A 17,984-nucleotide genomic window follows, 5' to 3' on the forward strand; every position below is an offset into this window, starting at 1 on the left:
CTTGAGGAACGGCATGCCACTTGATCGTCCACTTGCTCTTACCCAGGGCGATCCAGCCGGCATAGGTCCGGATATCGCACTCGCCGCCTGGCTGAAGCGGCGGGAATATGGGCTCCCCCCCTTCCTCTACATCGGAGACCCCGAGGTCCTCTCTGCACGCGCCCGGCTCCTTGAGCTGGATGTTCCAATCTCCGAAACCGACGCCGCCGGCGCGCTTGCATCGTTCGACAAGAGTCTCCCCATCTATCCCGTCGCCGCGGGTGCCCTTGTGGCCCCGGGGGAACCCCATACTGCGACCGCAGGCGGGACCATCGCAGCGATAGAGAAGGCCGTTGCATTTGCTCTCGAAGGTACAGTGGTCGCAGTCGTCACCAACCCGATCGCGAAGTCAGTCCTCTATGCCTCGGGCTTCGGATTTCCGGGGCACACTGAGTTCCTCGCTGAACTTGCCTACCGCACCACGGGAGAGAAGGTGACGCCGGTGATGATGCTTGCCGGCCCTAAGCTCAGGGCAATCCCGGTCACGATCCATATCCCGCTTAAGGATGTGCCGGCGGTCCTGACGGAGGACCTGATTGTCGAGATCTGCCAGACTGCGGATCGGGACCTCAGGAGCCGCTTCGGGATCAGCCAGCCGCGCCTCGCGATCGCGGGGCTCAACCCCCATGCGGGCGAAGACGGTACAATCGGCAGGGAAGATGCAGAAACCATCCATCCGGCGATCACGCGCCTGCGCCGTGAAGGGATCAATGCCTTCGGCCCGCTGCCTGCAGACACGATGTTCCACGACGAGGCCCGCAGCCGCTACGACGTGGCCATCTGTATGTATCACGACCAGGCGCTCATCCCGGCCAAAGCTCTCGGCTTTGACACTTCGGTAAACGTGACGCTCGGACTGCCCTTCATTCGCACCTCCCCCGATCACGGCACCGCCTTCGGGATCGCCGGGCAGGGCGTGGCCCGCGAGAGCAGTCTGGTAGAAGCGCTCAGGCTTGCCGCCGAGCTCGCGGAGAACTCCGCAAAGGTAACAGGATAATGGCGACACTGGACGGGCTGCCGCCGCTACGAGAGGTCATCCAGCGGCACGGGCTGGATGCGAAGAAGGCACTTGGCCAGAATTTCCTGCTCGACCTCAACCTGACCCAGAAGATAGCGCGCAATGCCGGTCCGCTGGAGGATGCCACCGTCATCGAGGTCGGGCCCGGCCCCGGCGGGCTGACCCGTGCAATCCTGTCTCTCGGCGCGAGGAAGCTGATTGCGATCGAACGGGATTCCCGCTGCCTGCCTGCCCTTACGGAGATTGCCGAGCATTATCCGGGACGTTTAGAGGTGATTGAGGGAGATGCGCTGACGGTCGACTTCGATGCGCTTGCCGCAGACGGTCCGGTCAAGATCATCGCGAACCTGCCCTACAATGTCGGCACGCAGTTGCTGCTCAACTGGCTTCTCCCCAAGTCATGGCCGCCATTTTGGGATTGCCTGACGCTGATGTTCCAAAAGGAAGTCGGTCTGCGCATCGTCGCACGGGAAGACGATGACCATTATGGGCGCCTCGGCGTACTCGCCGGCTGGCGGACGGAGGCGCGGATGGTGTTCGACGTGCCGCCGCAGGCGTTCACGCCGCCGCCCAAGGTTACGTCGAGTATCGTGCATCTGACGCCGCGGCAGGCGCCCCTGCCCTGTGACGTCAAGAAGCTCGAAACGGTGACGCAGGCAGCCTTTGGACAGAGGCGCAAGATGCTGCGCCAGAGCCTGAAGGCGCTGGGTGGCGAGGCGCTTTTATCGAAGGCGGGCATCGACCCGGTCCGCCGCGCCGAGACCCTATCGGTCGAGGAATTCGTTACCCTCGCGAACGCGCTATAGCGACACGATTTTGCCACATTGAGTTCGGCAAGTATGGGGTCGAATCCGGCAGGAAAACTATGCACGCCATCTCAAACCCCACTCCGTTCAACCAGAAGATACGACTGGGAATCCTCTGGATCATCGCGATCTGTCTCGCCACGATCATCCTGATAAGCAGACCTATGCTTCCGGAAGATGGCATCATTCACGAAGTCATGGAGACGGTCGGTCTTGCGCTTCTCGTTCTTGCCGTCCTTGGCCGCCTCTGGAGCATCCTCTACATCGGCTCCAAGAAGAACCAGGAACTGGTTATCCTTGGACCCTACTCGATGACACGGAACCCACTGTATTTCTCCTCGCTTACCGGACTACTCGGCGTCGGTCTGGTATACGGTTCGATGGTGCTTACGGTCGTCCTGCTGATGGCCGCCCTGATCGTCTTCCAGTATACGGCATTGCGGGAAGCAGACTTCCTGAAGGCGAGATTTGGCGAAGGCTATGCCGACTACGCGTCACGCACCCCGCTGATCTTGCCTCGGCCCTCGTTATACGCCACCTCCGATGAGGTGACATTTTCGGTCAACGCCCTGACTAAGACGCTTCGTGATTGCCTGCCCTTCCTGGTTCTTTACCCGATCATTGAAGTCGTCGAGTATCTGCACGCGACAGACAAGCTGCACCCGCTCCTCGTGCTTCCCTGAGGGGGGTTTATAGGCTCGGCTCTTCCGTAAGCAGTCCCTGGACGAAGTCGAAGAGACCGTGCCGGCGGTCGCGGCGGATGCGCTCCGCCTTCACGATACAACTGACGTAGCCGAAGGCCTCGTCGAGATCATCGTTGACGATCACGTAGTCATACTCCCGCCAGTGCTCGATCTCTGCTCGCGAGTTCAGGAGGCGCGTACGGATGACTTCCTCGGTGTCCTCAGCGCGCCGGTGCAGACGTGACTGGAGCTCCGTCATCGAAGGCGGAAGGACGAAGATGGAGACGACATCCGCCTTCATCTTCTCCTGCAGTTGCAGGGCACCCTGCCAGTCAATGTCGAAGAGCATGTCGCGGCCTTCGGCCATGGCCTGCTCGACCGGCTCACGGGGGGTGCCGTAGTAGTTGCCATGAACCTCCGCCCATTCCAGGAGGTCGCCCGCGTCCCGCATCCGCTCGAACTGCGGCACCGTGATGAAATGGTAGTGCTTTCCGGCGATCTCGCTCGGCCGCTTCTGGCGCGTTGTCACGCTGACCGAGATCTCCAGCGAGTGGTCGTCATCCAGCAGGTTGCGGGCGATCGTCGACTTACCCGCCCCGGATGGCGACGACAGCACCAGCATCAGGCCACGGCGGGCAATCTTGGACGGGCTGGATGCTGCAGGTCTCATGTATCACTCCAGATTCTGGACCTGTTCACGGAACTGGTCGATGACGACTTTCAGTTCGACACCCGCGGCGGTGACCGCGCTCGAGTTCGATTTGGAACAGATGGTATTCGATTCGCGGTTGAATTCCTGCGCCAGAAAGTCGAGACGACGGCCTACCGGACCACCCTTCCCCAGGAGATCGCGCGTAGCGGCCACATGAGCCTTCAGCCGGTCGATCTCTTCACGCAGATCAGCCTTGGTCGCCAGAAGCGCGACCTCCGAATGGAGACGAACCGGGTCGAGCGACTGGCTGTGGTCCTGGAGGAGTGCTGCCACCTGTTGCTGAAGGCGACGGCCGATCTCATCGGCAGACCGGGACGGATCCTTTTCCACGATCAGGGCGAGTTCCTCGATCCTATCGATCTGGCGCGCCATCACATCGGCAAGTGCGGCACCTTCCTGCTCGCGCATCTGTCTCAGATGAGCGAGTGCCCGCGCAAGACATTCAAGTATCTCGGCGTCGCGTGCATCTGCCTCTTCAGGGCTTTCCTCCGCCTCACGAATGTCGACAATGCCGCGGATGCCGAGAAGCGTGTCGAGCCGCAACGGTGCAGGATCGATGACATCGCCGAGCTCCGCGCGAAGCGACAGCACAGCATCCAGCGCCTCGCGATTGAGCACCGCTTCCAGCTTCGTCTCCGAGGCGACAAGTGTCAGCGAAGCCTGGATATTGCCTCTCGTCACCTGTTCCCCAACCAGTCGCCGGACGTCAGGCTCAAGCCTTTCGAGGCCGGGAGGAAGGCGCAATCTTAGATCTAGCCCTTTTCCATTGACTGAGCGCAACTCCCAGACGATGCGGTAACGCCCGAAACTGCTTTCGGCACGGGCAAAACCAGTCATGGACTGCAAAGTCATCGGGGTCTCCAGAGGGCTGTGCTTCAGTTGGTCGGCTTTTCGGCCTCGTCGCCGCCCGGCTGGCCGTCGCCCAACTCGGCTTCGGCACTGTCGGCGCGTTCCGCTTCCAGCTTGCGCCAGCGGCGGACGTTGGCGTTGTGCTCCTCGAGCGTCTCGGCAAAGGCATGGCCGCCGGTGCCGTCGGCGACGAAATAGAGATCCTTCGTGCGCCATGGGTTGGCCACGGCTTCCAGCGCGGCACGACCAGGATTGGCGATCGGCGTCGGCGGCAGGCCCTTGATGACATAGGTATTGTAGGGCGTTTCCTTTTGCAGGTCCGACTTGTAGATCGGCCGGCCTGACGGTTTGCCGTCACCGCCGAACAGTCCGTAGATAATCGTTGGATCCGACTGCAAGCGCATCCCCTTCTGCAGGCGATTGAGGAAGACGGAGGCGACGCGCGCGCGTTCATCATCCACGCCCGTCTCTTTCTCCACGATCGAAGCCAGCGTGACGAACTCCTCCTTCGTCTCGATCGGAAGGTCAGGATCCCGCTTCTCCCAGATCTGGTTGATCAGCCTTTCCTGAGCCACGCGCATCTGCTGGACGATCTCGGCACGCTTGGTGCCGCGGGAGAACTTATAGGTATCGGGGCGAAGGCTTCCCTCCGGAGGCAGTTCTGCTGGCAGTTCCCCTTCCAGCACAGGATCTTCCGCCAGCCGCAGCATCATCTGGCGAACCGTCAGGCCTTCCGGCAGCACAACAGAATAGAGGATCGACTTGCCGGACTCCAGGAGCTCCATGATCTCCTTCATCGAGGCTCCGGCCTTGATGTCGTACTCGCCGGCTTTCAGCGTGCCGCCATCCCGCAGATAGGTGGCACTGACATAGCGGAAGACGCGCGCATCGGAGATGATGCCGTTGCGCTCGAGGTTGTTGGCGATCTCCGCGAGACCGTTACCCGCGCGGACCATGAAATGAGTATTGGCTTCAAGCGGGCCGGGCTTCTGGAAGCTGGAGATCATGTAGTAGAACCCGGCGACAGCGACGACGCAGACGATCATCACCATGGTCATGACGAAGTTCAGGAAGATCACCAGCTGGCTGCGCGCCTTGCGCGACCGCCGCGGTGGCTCCGGCACGCGCTCCGGCTTCAGAGCCTCGTTAGGAGACTTCGGAATGATCGGTCCGTGACCGCCGCCGTGGTTGTGCGGCGTATCGGCCATATGACTGTCGTTGTTCACTGTGCCCCCTAGAATGCACGGTCGTTACCGCTTATTGGCCAAGCAATACGGCAAAAACAGGTTCGTTAACAGGTGGCTGGGCATGCATGATGCCCAAGCCCGGGCAGTGTCAGGCGTCGTAGCGGCGGAGAACGAGAGATGCGTTCGTGCCGCCGAACCCGAAGGAGTTCGACAGCGCGACATTGATGTCGCGCGACCGCGCCTTGTGCGGAACGAGGTCAATGGTCGTCTCGACGTCCGGATTGTCTAGGTTCAGTGTCGGCGGCGCGATGTTGTCGCGGATTGCGAGCGCAGAGAAGATCGCCTCGACCGCTCCGGCGGCTCCGAGCAGGTGGCCGATCGCGGACTTGGTCGACGACATGGAGATCTTCGAGGCCGCATTGCCCACAAGGCGCTCCACCGCACCAAGTTCGATGGTGTCAGCCATCGTCGAGGTACCATGGGCGTTAATGTAGTCGACATCGGCAGGGGAAAGGCCGGCGCGCTTCAGCGCCATGGTCATGCAGCGGTACGCGCCATCGCCGTCCTCGGAAGGAGCGGTGATGTGGAAGGCGTCGCCCGAGAGGCCGTAGCCGACGACCTCGGCATAGATCTTCGCACCGCGGGCCTTTGCGTGTTCCAGCTCTTCCAGAACGACGATGCCTGCGCCCTCGCCCATGACGAAGCCGTCACGGTCACGGTCGTAGGGGCGCGAAGCCTTCTGCGGCTCTTCATTGTGCTGCGTGGAGAGTGCCTTGCAGGCCGCGAATCCGGCAAGGGCAATGCGCGAGATCGGCGATTCTGCCCCGCCGGCGACCATCACATCGGCATCTCCGAGTGCGATAAGGCGCGCTGCGTCGCCGATCGCATGGGCGCCGGTGGAGCAGGCCGTCACCACGGAATGGTTGGGGCCGCGAAGCTTATGGCGGATGGAGACCTGGCCGGAGACCAGGTTGATGAGGCGACCGGGAATGAAGAAGGGCGAAATGCGGCGCGGCCCCTTTTCCTTCAGCGTATAACCCGCTTCCACGATGCCTTCTAGGCCGCCGATGCCGGATCCGATCAGCACGCCAGTGGCAATCTGGTCCTCATCCGTCTGCGGATGCCAGTCGGCATCTTTGAGCGCCATGTCTGCGGCAGCCATGCCGTAAACGATGAAAGGATCGACCTTGCGCTGGTCCTTCTGCTCCATCCAGTCATCCGGATTGAAGCTCCCATCGGAGCCGTCGCCGGTAGGGATTCGGCAGGCGATCTTCGCCGGAAGGTCCTCGACCTCGAACTCCGTTACCTTTCTCGCCGCGTTCTGGCCGGCCAGCAGCCTCTGCCAGCTGACCTCTGTTCCGCATCCGAGAGGAGATACCATGCCGGTACCGGTGATAACGACACGTCTCATCGCCAGCGTCCCACCCTAGTCGTCTTGTTCTAGTTAATGAAACGGCCCGAACGAGCGGGCCGCCAAAGGAACCGAGAGATCAGTTCCGCAACAGTGTCGAGCTAATCAGGCCTGGGCCTTCTCGATGAACTTGATGGCGTCGCCAACCGTCAGGATGGAGTCAGCCGCGTCGTCCGGGATTTCGACGCCGAATTCTTCTTCGAAGGCCATGACAAGTTCGACAGTGTCGAGCGAGTCCGCGCCGAGATCGTCGATGAAGCTTGCGCCTTCGACAACCTTGTCGGCATCAACGCCGAGGTGATCAATAACAATTTTCTTAACGCGTTCTGCGATATCGCTCATGTCGGTTTCCTCGACCTTTATCTTCTCGAATGCCGCGATGGCATCCGCACCCTGTTGAAAACCTGCGCCGGCCTCCGAAAGCAGGCTACGCGGGCAAACCCGTTCAACCCTCTGCAGGTTCCGATCACGGCAGCGAAAGCGCAATGATCCCCTGCGTTTCGGGGGCGACTGTCCACAGTCATGGCCCGCTTAACATGCTTTCCATGTTCCGCAAAGCCAGAATTTGTTCCCGCTGAAGGCACCCACAGGCGAGTGTCTTCAGCGGGAACAGCGTTCTCAGATCATCGCCATGCCACCGTTGACGTGCAGCGTCTGGCCGGTGACATAGCCCGATTCATTGGAGGCGAGATAGAGCACCGCAGCCGCAATGTCAGCCCCTGCCCCCATGCGTTTCATGGGAATGGCACCGAGGATGGCGTCCTTCTGCTTGTCGTTCAGCTTGCCAGTCATCGCACTTTCGATAAAGCCGGGCGCCACGCAGTTGACCGTGACATTGCGGGTGGCAATCTCCTGCGCCAGCGACTTCGAAAAGCCGATCATGCCGGCCTTCGATGCGCAGTAGTTCGCCTGCCCCGGATTGCCGGTCACGGCAACGACGGAGGTGATGTTGATGATGCGGCCGAAGCGGCGACGCATCATCGGATGCGTGAGTTCGCGCGTCAGGCGGAACATGGAGGTAAGGTTGACCTCCAGAACATTGTCCCAGTCCTCGTCGTTCATGCGGACAAAGAGGCCATCCTTGGTGATGCCGGCATTGTTGACGAGGATGTCCACGCCTTCCAGATCGGCTTCGGCCTTCTCGCCCAACGCCTTGACCTCGTCCCGGTCGGAGAGGTTCGCCGGGAAGACCTTCACGCGCTCGCCCAGTTCCGACGCCAGCGCCTCGAGCTTTTCGACCCGCGTGCCGTGCAGGCCGACGGTCGCGCCCTGCTTGTGGAGAAGACGGGCGATCTCTTCGCCCAGTCCGCCGGTCGCGCCGGTCACCAGTGCCTTTCGGCCGGTCAGGTCAAACATGGTCCTATCCCCTTTGGAGTTGGTCAGCCGAGAATGGCGGCAAGTGCAGTCTCGATATCGGCGGGCGTATTTATCGTGGTGCCGGATACGGTCTTGTCGATGCGGCGAGCAAGCCCGGTCAGCACCTTGCCCGAGCCTACCTCGTAGAGTTCGGTGACGCCATTGGCGGCAAACCATTCGACCGTCTCGCGCCAGCGGACCTGACCGGTCACCTGGCTGACCAGCAGATCAACGATCTCGCTCGCATCAGTGACCGGTGCTGCACGGACGTTGGCGATCAACGGCACGACCGGAGCACGCTTGTTCACCTGGGCCAGCGCGTGCCGCATTGCATCGGCTGCCGGAGACATGAGGGCGGAATGGAACGGAGCCGATACCGGCAGCATGATCGCACGCTTGGCGCCCTTCTCCGTTGCCAAAGCGGCAGCCTTCTTGACGGCGGCCTTCGAACCGGAGATGACAAGCTGGCCACCGCCATTGTCGTTTGCGATCTGGCAGACACCAGCGGCAGAGGCGTCACGGCAGATGGTCTCCACGTCCCCATGCTCAAGTCCGATGATCGCAGCCATGGCACCCTCCCCGACCGGGACAGCCGATTGCATGGCATTGCCGCGGATGCGCAGGAGCCGCGCCGTGTCGGCGAGCGAGAATGTGCCGGCGGCGCAGAGAGCGGAATATTCCCCGAGCGAATGACCGGCGACATAGGAAACCGTGTCGGCCAACTTCAGTCCGCGCGCTTCCATGACGCGGATAGTGGCAATGGATACGGCCATCAGCGCTGGCTGGGCATTCGCGGTCAACGTCAGCGTTTCCTCCGGACCATTCCACATGATCTCAGAGAGCTTCTGGTCCAGCGCATCGTCAACTTCCTGGAAGACTGCGCGAGCTTCTGGAAAGGCATAGGCAAGGTCCTTGCCCATGCCGACAGACTGGCTTCCCTGGCCCGGGAACGTAAACGCTATGCTCATGGGATGATTTCCTTCCCTTGTCATTTTTGCCTTCCCATTCATGTTCCCGTGGCGTGAGTCAAGGTAAAGAGCACAAAGGGAGAGTGTCGAAGCGGTGTACCGCCGGCCGTCATGCCGCCTTGCGAAAGCGCAAATCCTGCTTAAACTCCCGCCACCTTCCAAGACAGGACTGACTTCATGAAATTCAACAGATTGGGACGCACGGACATCTCCGTGTCGGAAATTTGCCTCGGCACGATGACCTGGGGCTCGCAAAACAGCGAGACCGAAGCAAACGCACAGATGGACCATGCCATCGAGGGCGGCATCAACTTCTTCGACACAGCCGAGCTCTATCCGACGACGCCGGTAAGCGCGGAGACCTACGGGCGAACCGAGGAATATATCGGTAGCTGGTTCAAGAAGAGCGGCCGGCGGAATGATGTCGTACTCGCCACGAAGGTCGCCGGAAGCGGGCGTCCGCACATCCGGGACGGCCGCGATCTGGACGGCCAGAGCGTCCGCGAGGCGCTCGAGGCGAGCCTGCGCCGCCTGCAGACGGACCATGTCGATCTCTACCAGATCCACTGGCCGAACCGTGGCAGCTATCACTTCCGCCAGTGCTGGAGCTTCGATGCATCGAAGCAGGATCGCGCCAAGGCTGCGGAGGAAATCGACGCTGTTCTCTCCACCCTCGGGGACCTGGTGAACGAGGGCAAGGTACGGGCAGTGGGTCTCTCGAACGAAAGCGCCTGGGGCACGCTCAAGTATCTGCGGCTCGCCGAGGAAAAGGGCCTGCCGCGCATCGCCTCCATCCAGAACGAATACAATCTCCTCTACCGCCAGTTCGACCTCGATCTCGCGGAGGTGGCGCATCACGAGGACGTCGGCCTCATTGCCTATTCGCCACTCGCCGCCGGTCTGCTGACCGGCAAGTATCTCGACGGCGCCCGCCCGGAAGGGTCGCGCGCGACGATCAACAGCGACCTCGGCGGCCGCCTGCAGCCACACCAGGAGCCGGCGGTCAAGGCGTACAAGGAAATCGCCGAAAAGCATGGCCTGGACCTGACCCAGATGTCTCTCGCCTTCTGCCTCAGTCGTCCCTTCATGGCTTCCGTGATCATCGGGGCTACGAGCATGGAACAGCTCAAGACCGCGATCGGCGCCAAGGAGATCATCCTGACCGACGACGTGCTGAAGGACATCGCAAAGACGCACCGGCAGTATCCGATGCCGATGTAAAATGGCAGGCTCCGTTCGGTCACCTGCTCGACCGCCGGACGGAGCCCTTGGCGCTGCTTCTACTCCAGACTGGACGTTAACCATCCGGAACCGGCGAAGGATAGGCGACGCAAGCCTTAAACGAGAACGTTAACCTTACCCCGCAACCCTGTTTCCGGGTTTCGGTTGCCAAGCCGACGGTGATGCGGCTTCCTTGTGCCATGACACAGGAAATTCACGAAGATCAACCGACTGCCACCATCCCGGCAGGCGATCGTGCCCTGGAATTCGACTTCAGTGTGCGAGCGCCGTTGCGGGCCCACATCGCCAGGTGTGTCAATGCGGGCTGGAAACCCGAAGAGATCGTGCTGGCGCTGGCCGAGATGGCCAGCGAGCTGGTGGAAGACGGCGACCTGCTTAGCAAACTTCAACACGCTGCGCGTCCCGGGCCTTTGGAGGAATGGGACGAACCATCCTCCGCCAGCGGCTGATGAAGCCGATCGGCTCGCATCACGGAAAAGACGTCTGACGACCTTGCTTTCCCGCCAGAATTCCGTATAAGCGCGCCTGTTCGAAACACCCGGTCTCTCTGGCTGGTGGCTGAACGGAGGGCAGGCCCGGGTAACCGGGCTGCATGAACCACAGGGTTCAGGCCTCCCGTGTCTCCGCTCTCGACCGTCTCGATCAAACAACTTTTCTTGCTTGGCGTAACGCCTCTCAGGAGCAGTCGTTGAGGCTTAGCCGCCGAGGTCCGGGTGAACACAACCGCAAGAAAAGGCAAAGCTTACATGGCTCTTTACGAACACGTATTCCTTGCCCGGCAGGATGTTTCCGCTCAGCAGGTTGATGCCCTCGTCGAACAGTACAAGGGCGTCATCGAAGCTAACGGCGGCAAAGTCGGGCGCATCGAAAACTGGGGCCTCAAGTCCCTTACCTACCGCATCAACAAGAACCGCAAGGCTCACTACGCCCTGATGGACATCGACGCGCCGGCTGCTGCCGTGCACGAGATGGAACGCCAGATGCGCATCAACGAAGACATTCTTCGCTACATGACGATCGCCGTCGAGAAGCACGAAGAAGGCCCGTCCGCGATGATGCAGAAGCGTGACCGCGACGACCGTCCGCGTGGCGACCGCCCCGGCTTCGGCGATCGCGATCGTGGACCCCGTCCGGACCGTGGTCCTCGCGAAGATCGTGGCCCGCGTGAAGGCGGCTTCGAGCGTCGTCCGCGCGAAGACCGCGCGTAATCGAGCTTAAGGAGAAAACACAATGGCTGAAGCATCCTCTGCTCCCGCACGTCGCCCGTTCCACCGCCGTCGCAAGACCTGCCCCTTCTCGGGCGCCAACGCACCGCGGATCGACTACAAGGACGTCCGTCTCCTGCAGCGCTACATTTCCGAGCGCGGCAAGATCGTACCGTCCCGCATCACGGCCGTTTCCCAGAAGAAGCAGCGCGAACTGGCCAAGGCTATCAAGCGCGCCCGCTTCCTCGGCCTGCTGCCCTACGTCGTAGCCTAATTGACTTCGAGATCCGCCGTCGTCTTCGGCGGATCTCCTCCCTTCCGCGATGGGCGCGGATCGGAACCATCGAAATCCCATGTTGGGGATGAAGGCTCTGAGAGATCGATTCAGGCCAGTCCCCTAACTGCTTGATTTGGCAGGACAGCGAGACCGTGAAGACTTCGAACCAGACAGTACTGCCAGTCGGCATCCTCGCCGGCGTCGTTGCTACCCTGCTTGCGCTCGGTGCGATGGCACAGCTGTCCTTTGCCGTCGTCATCTATGCCGCATCGGCCCTGCCGATCCTGATTGCCGGCCTCGGCTGGGGTAATCGCGCCGCCATCACGGCAATCATCACGGCCGGTGCCCTCGGGGCTCTTATGGTCTCCCCTCCCTTTGCTGCAACCATGGCGGTCTTCACTCTCGTTCCCGCAGGCTGGCTGTCGCACCTGGCAAATCTTGCCCGCCCCGCTTCGGAAATCGGTGGCCCCGACCGGCTGCTCGCCTGGTATCCGCTGTCGGACATCCTGCTGCATCTCTGCGGACTGGTCACATTAGGGATGATTGCGCTCGGCGTCGTCATTGGCTACGGCCCGGGTCTGACCAATGAGCTGGTCGACATGATGACCACGGCTTTCCAGGCGCAGGATCCATCCTTCGCACCTGACCCGGCAAGCCTTGAGCAGACCAAGCAGATGTTCGTGCTGATGCTTCCCATGGTCCAGGCCGGCCTATGGGTGCTGATGCTGTTTGCTGCCTTCTACATCGCCATCCGCGTCGTTTCTCGGTCGGCACGCGCTCTTCGCCCGCGCGAGGACATACCCTCGGCACTCCGGATGAACCGCAATGCACTTTTCGTGCTCCTCGGAGGGATCCTCCTGACGTTCCTGGGCGGCGTGCCGGCGATGATTGGCGCCACCGTCTTCGGCGCATTCGCTGGCGGCTTCCTGATGGCCGGCTTCGCATCCCTGCATTTCCGGAGCAAGGGCAAGGACTGGCGCCTGCCGGTGCTGGTACTCGCCTACATCTCCTCGCTGCTGGTCCTGCCGGCATTCCTCATCCTCGTGCTCGGCCTGACCGATACCCGGCGGGCAGTTGCCCTCACACCGGCACGTGACGATCAACCCGAAAACCCAAGCTAACTGAAACTCGAAAGGACAAACCCATGGATGTCATTCTCCTTGAACGGATTGCCCGGCTCGGCCAGATGGGCGAAACCGTAAAGGTTCGCGACGGCTACGCCCGCAACTACCTCCTGCCACAGGGCAAGGCGCTGCGCGCCAACGACGCCAACAAGAAGCGCTTCGAAGCCGAACGTGCAACGCTTGAAGCCCGCAACCTCGAGCGCCGCTCGGAAGCCCAGAAGGTTGCCGACGCTCTTGAAGGCAAGACCTTCGTCATGGTCCGTTCCGCCGGCGAAACCGGTCAGCTCTACGGCTCGGTCGCTGCTCGCGACATCATCGAGGCGCTGGCTGCCGAAGGCTTCAACATCGGCCGCAACCAGGTCGACCTCAGCCTGCCGATCAAGACGATCGGTCTGCACAAGGTAACGCTCCTGCTGCACGCTGAAGTCGAGATCGAGATCGAGATCAACGTGGCCCGTACTGTCGAAGAAGCCGAGCGCCAGGCGAAGGGCGAGACCCTCACCTCTGCTGATGCCATCTACGGCGTCGACGAAGACGCACTTCGTCCGGAAGACTTCTTCGATCCGGACGCCGATCGTGAAGGCGACGAAGAATAATCTTCAGAGCGACGTGAACAAGAAAGCCCTCGGCGGAGACACCGCCGGGGGCTTTTTCATTCCAGTTCCGAAAGGCTGGGAGTTGCCTAGGCGAGGCGCTTTCCGGCTTCGTCGAACATGTGGATGTCGGCCTGTGCCGCGGCGATGCGGACCGTTTCACCGATGCCGATCTGGGAACGACCGGCAACGCGAAACACGATGGGGCTGCCGTCGGCGAGCGAGGCATGCACGTAGCTCTCGGCACCCACCAGCTCGACGGCATCCACCTTCACCTCGCCGGCGAAATCCGTGGGCGCGTTCTCATTGGCGATGACAATGTCTTCCGGACGGATACCGACGGTGTCCACGTTTGCCGCGACGCCGGAATTGCTGGAGAGCGACCAGCCGCTCCCTTCAACCGCCTTGCGCTTCAGGAGGTTCATCGACGGCGAGCCGATGAAGGTCGCGACGAAGGTGGAGGCCGGGCGCTCATAGAGCTCGATTGGCGTGCCGACCTGCTCGATCATTCCGCCGTTCAAGACAACGAGCCGATCAGCCAGCGTCATCGCCTCCATCTGGTCGTGGGTCACGTAGACGCTGGTCGTCGCGAGAGAGCGTTGGAGGCGACGGATCTCGACACGCATCTGGACGCGCAGCTTGGCGTCGAGGTTCGACAGCGGCTCGTCGAACAGGAAGGCGGCAGGCTTGCGGACGATCGCCCGCCCCATGGCCACGCGCTGCCGCTGGCCACCCGACAGCTGGCGTGGCTTGCGCTCGAGGAACTGCTCGATCTCCAGCGCCTTCGCGGCCTCAGTGATGCGGCGGTCAATCTCGTCCTTCGGCGTGTTGCGGTTCTTCAGGCCGTAGGCGAGGTTTTGCCGCACAGTCATGTGCGGGTAGAGCGCGTAGTTCTGGAAGACCATGGCGATGTCGCGCTGCGACGGTTCCAACTGGTTAACGACCCTGTCACCGATAACGATCTCGCCGCCCGAGATGCTCTCCAGGCCGGCGATCATGCGCAAGAGCGTTGACTTACCACATCCGGACGGGCCGACCAGAACGATCATCTCGCCGTCCTCGATCTTCAGCGACACGCCTTTGATCGCCTCGATATTGCCGCCATAGACCTTGCGGACATCCTTCAGTTCAATTCCGGCCATTACTTTTCAGTCTCCACAAGACCCTTGACGAACCAGCGCTGCATCAGAACCACCACCAGCACTGGCGGGATGATGGCGAGCACCGCGGTTACCATGACGTAGTTCCACGGGGTGGACGCATCGGTGAAATCGACCATGCGCCGCAGCCCGATGATGATCGTGTTCATCTTCGCGTCGTTAGTGACAAGAAGCGGCCAGAGATACTGCGTCCAGCCGTAGATGAAGAGGATCACGAAGAGCGCTGCGATATTGGTCTTCGACAGCGGCAGCAGGATATCCTTCATGAAGCGGAAGGGCCCGGCGTTGTCGATGCGCGCCGCTTCGACCATTTCCCCCGGGATCGTCAGGAAGAACTGCCGGAACAGGAAGGTGGCCGTCGCGGATGCCATCAGCGGCAGCGTCAGGCCGGCATAGGTATCCAGGAGACCCAGATCAACGATCACCTTGTAGGTCGGCAGGATGCGAACTTCCACCGGCAGCATCAGGGTGATGAAGATCATCCAGAAGAAGCCCATCCGGAACGGGAAACGGAAGAAGACGATAGCAAACGCCGACAGGAAGGAGATGACGATCTTGCCGATCGCAATCGCCATTGCCACCACGAAGGTGTTGAACAGCAGCCGCTCCAGGCTGACGCCCACGACCTGCTCCAGGCCTCCGGACATGGCGCCCGTATAATTCTCCACCAGATGGTCGCCCGGCAGCAGCGACATCGGCGGACGGATGATCTCCACGGACGTCATCGTCGAGGCGACGAAGGTGTAATAGATGGGGAAAGCGACGATGATGATGCCGATGACGAGCATCAAATGGGCCATCAGCCTCGCGACGGGGCGGTTCTCGATCATGCGCGGGCCTCAACCATAATGCACTTTCTTCTCGACGAAGCGGAACTGGAAGGCCGTGAGCGCGATCACGATCACCATCAGCACGACCGACTGGGCGGCGGAAGAGCCGAGATTCAGGTTCACGAAGCCATCGTTATAAACCTTGTAGACAAGCGTTTCCGTGGCCTTGGCGGGGCCGCCACCGGTGACGGCATGGATAATGCCGAACGTGTCGAAGAAGGCGTAGACCGTGTTGACGACCAGCAGGAAGAACGTGGTCGGGGCAAGTAGCGGAAAGATGATGGTCCAGAAGCGCCGAGTGCCGCGCGCGCCATCGATTGCCGCCGCCTCGAGCAACGACTTCGGGATCGCCTGCAGGCCCGCAACGAAGAACAGGAAATTGTAGCTGATCTGCTTCCACGCCGCCGCGACGACGACGAGCAGCATTGCCTGGTTGCCGTCGAGAAGCGGGTCCCACATCACGCCATTGCGGCGGAGGAGGTAAGCGAATGTGCCCATGGCCGGGTTGAACATGAAAAGCCACAGCATGCCGGCCACCGCGGGAGCGACCGCATAGGGAACGATCATGAAGGTGCGGTAGAAGCCGCGGCCCCGCACGACAAGATCGGCCGCCGTTGCCAGCAGAAGCGCCGTCCCCATCGCCAACAGGGCGGTCAGGAGGCTGAACACCACGGTGACCTGGAGCGAGTGAAGGTAGTTGGGATCGTTGAAGATCGCCGTGAAGTTGGCAAGGCCGACGAAAGTGCTCCGCAAGCCGAAGGGATCCTCGCGCATGGCGGACTGGTAGAGTGCCTGGCTAGCGGGCCAGAAGAAGAACACGACCGTCAGGATGATCTGCGGAGCGACCAGGAAATACGGCAGTATTTTGTTGGGGAAGACGACGTTCTGCAAAAGCGCGGCCCTTCAGAAAACAGAAGTGCCGTCCGGACGGTCTGTCCGGACGGCATGTCATGGCGGGCTTAGTTGCCGAGTGCCTGCTGGATGGCGGCGTTGCCGCGCTCAACTGCCTTGTCGAGTGCTGCCTGCGCATCCTGCTGGCCCGCAAGCATCGCTTCGAACTCCTCGTTGAGGACGTCACGCACCTGCGGGAGGTTGACGAGACGAACGCCCTTGGAGTTTTCCGTCGGCTCCTTGCCCATCATCTGCTGGATCGGCGTCTCGCGGCCCGGGTTCTTTTCGTAGAAGCCCGAGTCCTTCGTGGCGTTATAGGCTTCCATCGTCACGGGGAGATAACCCGAAACCTGGTGTAGGCGGGCCTGGATATCCGGCTGCGACAGGAAGTTGAAGAATTCGGCAATGCCCTTGTACTCTTCATCCGTCTTGCCGCCGAAGACCCAGAGGCTGGCGCCACCCGGGATCGTGTTCTGCGGACGGCCTTCGCCCTCGTAATAGGGAAGCTGGCCGATACCGTAGTTCATGCCGCTCTTGACGATGTCGCCGAGACCGCCCGAGGATTCCGTCAGGATCGCGCATTCACCTGACAGGAAGAGCTGCTTTGCTTCTGATGTGCGTCCGCCATAGCGGAAGACGCCTTCCTTGGCGAGGTCGGCAATCGACTGGAAATGCTCGACGAAGACCGGCTCATTGATCTTCAACTCGACGTCTGTCGCTGCGAGACCGTTCTCTTCCGTAGCATAAGGTACATTGTTCCAGGCGGCGAAGTTCTCTGTCTGGATCCAGGTCAGCCATGTCGAAGTGTAGCCGCATTCGGCAGCGCCGCTGGTCTTGATCTTTCGGGCGGCTTCCCAGACTTCCGGCCAGGTCTTCGGCGGGTTATCGACGTCGAGGCCGGCTTTCTCGAAGATATCCTTGTTGTAGTAGAGGATCGGTGAGGACGAGTTGTAGGGGAAGGACAGCATCGTGCCGTCAGGCTTCGAATAGTAAGCGACGATGCCCGGCAGGTACTTCGACTTGTCGAAGGTATAGCCACCCTTTTCGAGGACTTCGGCAACCGGAACAACGGCGCCTTCAGCGCCCATCATGACGCCCGTACCGACGTCGAAGACCTGGATGATTGCCGGCGCGTTCTTCGCGCGGAAAGCGGCGATGCCAGCGTTCAGCGTTTCCGGATAGGTGCCCTTGAACACGGGAACGATCTTGTACTCGCTCTGCTTCTCGTTGAATTCCTTCGCGAGCGTATCAACCACTTCGTTGTTGGCGCCCGTCATGGCATGCCACCATTGCAGTTCCGTCACGGCCAGCGCGCTGGATGCCCAAAGCAGCGCAAGGCTCGCAGTAGCTGCCGAGGCAGCGATCTTCGTGGTTTTCATGGTCTTCCTCCCTTTCGATGACTGACTGGCTTTTCACGGCGCGGCCCGTTTTCACCTGTTGCCTCACCGTAATCGTTCAAACCTAAATCAGCTAACTCAAAAACGCGCGCTTTGACAATGGGATAATCGCTAGCGACTTTCGATTCCCTTTCGTTTCTTTTTCGAACGGGCTCGTGTTTACCCTGTTCGCACCTATGGACCTGAATAGAGCGCCAGCGAGGTGCCAAGAGTTGACATCCGGACGTGACCTTATC

At 61.2% G+C, this 17,984-nt stretch carries 20 protein-coding genes; 9 read left to right on the forward strand and 11 right to left on the reverse strand.

Features of this window, described 5'->3' with window-relative positions; genetic code table 11:
* Window positions 1–13 precede the first annotated feature (13 nt).
* The 3 genes from pdxA to ACEPP2_RS12285 are packed head-to-tail and all read left to right on the forward strand — an operon-like array spanning window position 14 to window position 2,546.
* Window positions 14–1,036: a 4-hydroxythreonine-4-phosphate dehydrogenase PdxA gene (gene pdxA, locus ACEPP2_RS12275; protein WP_395516763.1), complete on the forward strand. Its 1,023-nt coding sequence runs from the start codon at window positions 14–16 to the stop codon at window positions 1,034–1,036.
* Window positions 1,036–1,863 carry a 16S rRNA (adenine(1518)-N(6)/adenine(1519)-N(6))-dimethyltransferase RsmA gene (gene rsmA, locus ACEPP2_RS12280; protein ID WP_395516764.1) on the forward strand — a complete coding sequence of 276 codons (828 nt, stop codon included), beginning with the start codon at window positions 1,036–1,038 and terminating at the stop codon, window positions 1,861–1,863. Before pdxA ends, rsmA begins: the two co-directional genes overlap by 1 nt.
* 59 nt (window positions 1,864–1,922) lie before the next feature.
* Window positions 1,923–2,546, forward strand: coding sequence for a methyltransferase family protein (locus ACEPP2_RS12285; protein WP_281977615.1), 624 nt, complete (start codon window positions 1,923–1,925; stop codon window positions 2,544–2,546).
* Window positions 2,547–2,553: 7 nt separating this feature from the next.
* On the opposite strand, the gene gmk is transcribed toward ACEPP2_RS12285, so the two are convergent.
* The 7 genes from gmk to fabD form a co-directional block, all read right to left on the reverse strand.
* The gene (gene gmk / locus ACEPP2_RS12290; RefSeq protein ID WP_281977616.1) at window positions 2,554–3,216 is read right to left on the reverse strand and encodes a guanylate kinase; all 663 of its coding nucleotides are present in this window, start codon (window positions 3,214–3,216) and stop codon (window positions 2,554–2,556) included.
* Window positions 3,217–3,219: 3 nt separating this feature from the next.
* The gene (locus ACEPP2_RS12295) at window positions 3,220–4,110 is read right to left on the reverse strand and encodes a YicC/YloC family endoribonuclease (RefSeq protein ID WP_395516765.1); all 891 of its coding nucleotides are present in this window, start codon (window positions 4,108–4,110) and stop codon (window positions 3,220–3,222) included.
* A 23-nt stretch (window positions 4,111–4,133) separates the two neighbouring features.
* Window positions 4,134–5,315 carry an endolytic transglycosylase MltG gene (gene mltG / locus ACEPP2_RS12300; protein ID WP_395516818.1) on the reverse strand — a complete coding sequence of 394 codons (1,182 nt, stop codon included), beginning with the start codon at window positions 5,313–5,315 and terminating at the stop codon, window positions 4,134–4,136.
* A gap of 127 nt (window positions 5,316–5,442) precedes the next feature.
* Entirely contained in the window at window positions 5,443–6,705 is a 1,263-nt protein-coding gene (fabF, locus tag ACEPP2_RS12305; RefSeq protein WP_395516766.1) for a beta-ketoacyl-ACP synthase II, read from the reverse strand.
* A gap of 105 nt (window positions 6,706–6,810) precedes the next feature.
* On the reverse strand, window positions 6,811–7,047 hold the full coding sequence (locus tag ACEPP2_RS12310; protein WP_029618457.1) for an acyl carrier protein: 237 nt from the start codon (window positions 7,045–7,047) through the stop codon (window positions 6,811–6,813).
* 276 nt (window positions 7,048–7,323) lie between these two features.
* Window positions 7,324–8,061 (reverse strand): 3-oxoacyl-[acyl-carrier-protein] reductase, encoded by a 738-nt coding sequence (gene fabG, locus ACEPP2_RS12315; RefSeq protein WP_395516767.1) that lies wholly within the window; start codon window positions 8,059–8,061, stop codon window positions 7,324–7,326.
* A 23-nt stretch (window positions 8,062–8,084) separates the two neighbouring features.
* A complete protein-coding gene (fabD, locus tag ACEPP2_RS12320; protein WP_395516768.1) occupies window positions 8,085–9,029 on the reverse strand; it encodes an ACP S-malonyltransferase in 945 nt (314 codons plus the stop codon).
* A gap of 177 nt (window positions 9,030–9,206) precedes the next feature.
* Between fabD and ACEPP2_RS12325 the strand changes: the two genes are divergently transcribed.
* The 6 genes from ACEPP2_RS12325 to rplI all read left to right on the forward strand — a co-directional run bounded on the left by ACEPP2_RS12325 (window position 9,207) and on the right by rplI (window position 13,473).
* On the forward strand, window positions 9,207–10,250 hold the full coding sequence (locus ACEPP2_RS12325; protein ID WP_395516769.1) for an aldo/keto reductase: 1,044 nt from the start codon (window positions 9,207–9,209) through the stop codon (window positions 10,248–10,250).
* Between the two features lie 200 nt (window positions 10,251–10,450).
* Window positions 10,451–10,720, forward strand: coding sequence for a hypothetical protein (locus ACEPP2_RS12330; RefSeq protein WP_395516770.1), 270 nt, complete (start codon window positions 10,451–10,453; stop codon window positions 10,718–10,720).
* Between the two features lie 297 nt (window positions 10,721–11,017).
* The gene (gene rpsF / locus ACEPP2_RS12335) at window positions 11,018–11,479 is read left to right on the forward strand and encodes a 30S ribosomal protein S6 (protein WP_052637783.1); all 462 of its coding nucleotides are present in this window, start codon (window positions 11,018–11,020) and stop codon (window positions 11,477–11,479) included.
* 22 nt (window positions 11,480–11,501) lie between these two features.
* The gene (gene rpsR, locus ACEPP2_RS12340) at window positions 11,502–11,750 is read left to right on the forward strand and encodes a 30S ribosomal protein S18 (RefSeq protein WP_052637782.1); all 249 of its coding nucleotides are present in this window, start codon (window positions 11,502–11,504) and stop codon (window positions 11,748–11,750) included.
* A 155-nt stretch (window positions 11,751–11,905) separates the two neighbouring features.
* On the forward strand, window positions 11,906–12,874 hold the full coding sequence (locus ACEPP2_RS12345; protein ID WP_395516771.1) for a DUF2232 domain-containing protein: 969 nt from the start codon (window positions 11,906–11,908) through the stop codon (window positions 12,872–12,874).
* Window positions 12,875–12,897: 23 nt separating this feature from the next.
* Window positions 12,898–13,473 carry a 50S ribosomal protein L9 gene (rplI, locus tag ACEPP2_RS12350; RefSeq protein ID WP_052637780.1) on the forward strand — a complete coding sequence of 192 codons (576 nt, stop codon included), beginning with the start codon at window positions 12,898–12,900 and terminating at the stop codon, window positions 13,471–13,473.
* Between the two features lie 86 nt (window positions 13,474–13,559).
* Here rplI and ACEPP2_RS12355 read toward each other — a convergent pair whose 3' ends face one another.
* From ACEPP2_RS12355 to ugpB, 4 genes are all read right to left on the reverse strand, one after another.
* The gene (locus ACEPP2_RS12355; protein WP_395516772.1) at window positions 13,560–14,612 is read right to left on the reverse strand and encodes a sn-glycerol-3-phosphate import ATP-binding protein UgpC; all 1,053 of its coding nucleotides are present in this window, start codon (window positions 14,610–14,612) and stop codon (window positions 13,560–13,562) included.
* Window positions 14,612–15,460: a sn-glycerol-3-phosphate ABC transporter permease UgpE gene (gene ugpE / locus ACEPP2_RS12360; protein ID WP_395516773.1), complete on the reverse strand. Its 849-nt coding sequence runs from the start codon at window positions 15,458–15,460 to the stop codon at window positions 14,612–14,614. The genes ACEPP2_RS12355 and ugpE overlap by 1 nt, the downstream gene beginning before the upstream one ends.
* Before the next feature lie 9 nt (window positions 15,461–15,469).
* A complete protein-coding gene (gene ugpA, locus ACEPP2_RS12365) occupies window positions 15,470–16,351 on the reverse strand; it encodes a sn-glycerol-3-phosphate ABC transporter permease UgpA (RefSeq protein ID WP_052637777.1) in 882 nt (293 codons plus the stop codon).
* 68 nt (window positions 16,352–16,419) lie between these two features.
* Window positions 16,420–17,730: a sn-glycerol-3-phosphate ABC transporter substrate-binding protein UgpB gene (ugpB, locus tag ACEPP2_RS12370; protein ID WP_395516774.1), complete on the reverse strand. Its 1,311-nt coding sequence runs from the start codon at window positions 17,728–17,730 to the stop codon at window positions 16,420–16,422.
* Window positions 17,731–17,984: the final 254 nt, after the last annotated feature.

Source organism: Pseudorhizobium flavum, assembly GCF_044142885.1.
Lineage (GTDB): Bacteria > Pseudomonadota > Alphaproteobacteria > Rhizobiales > Rhizobiaceae > Neorhizobium > Neorhizobium flavum.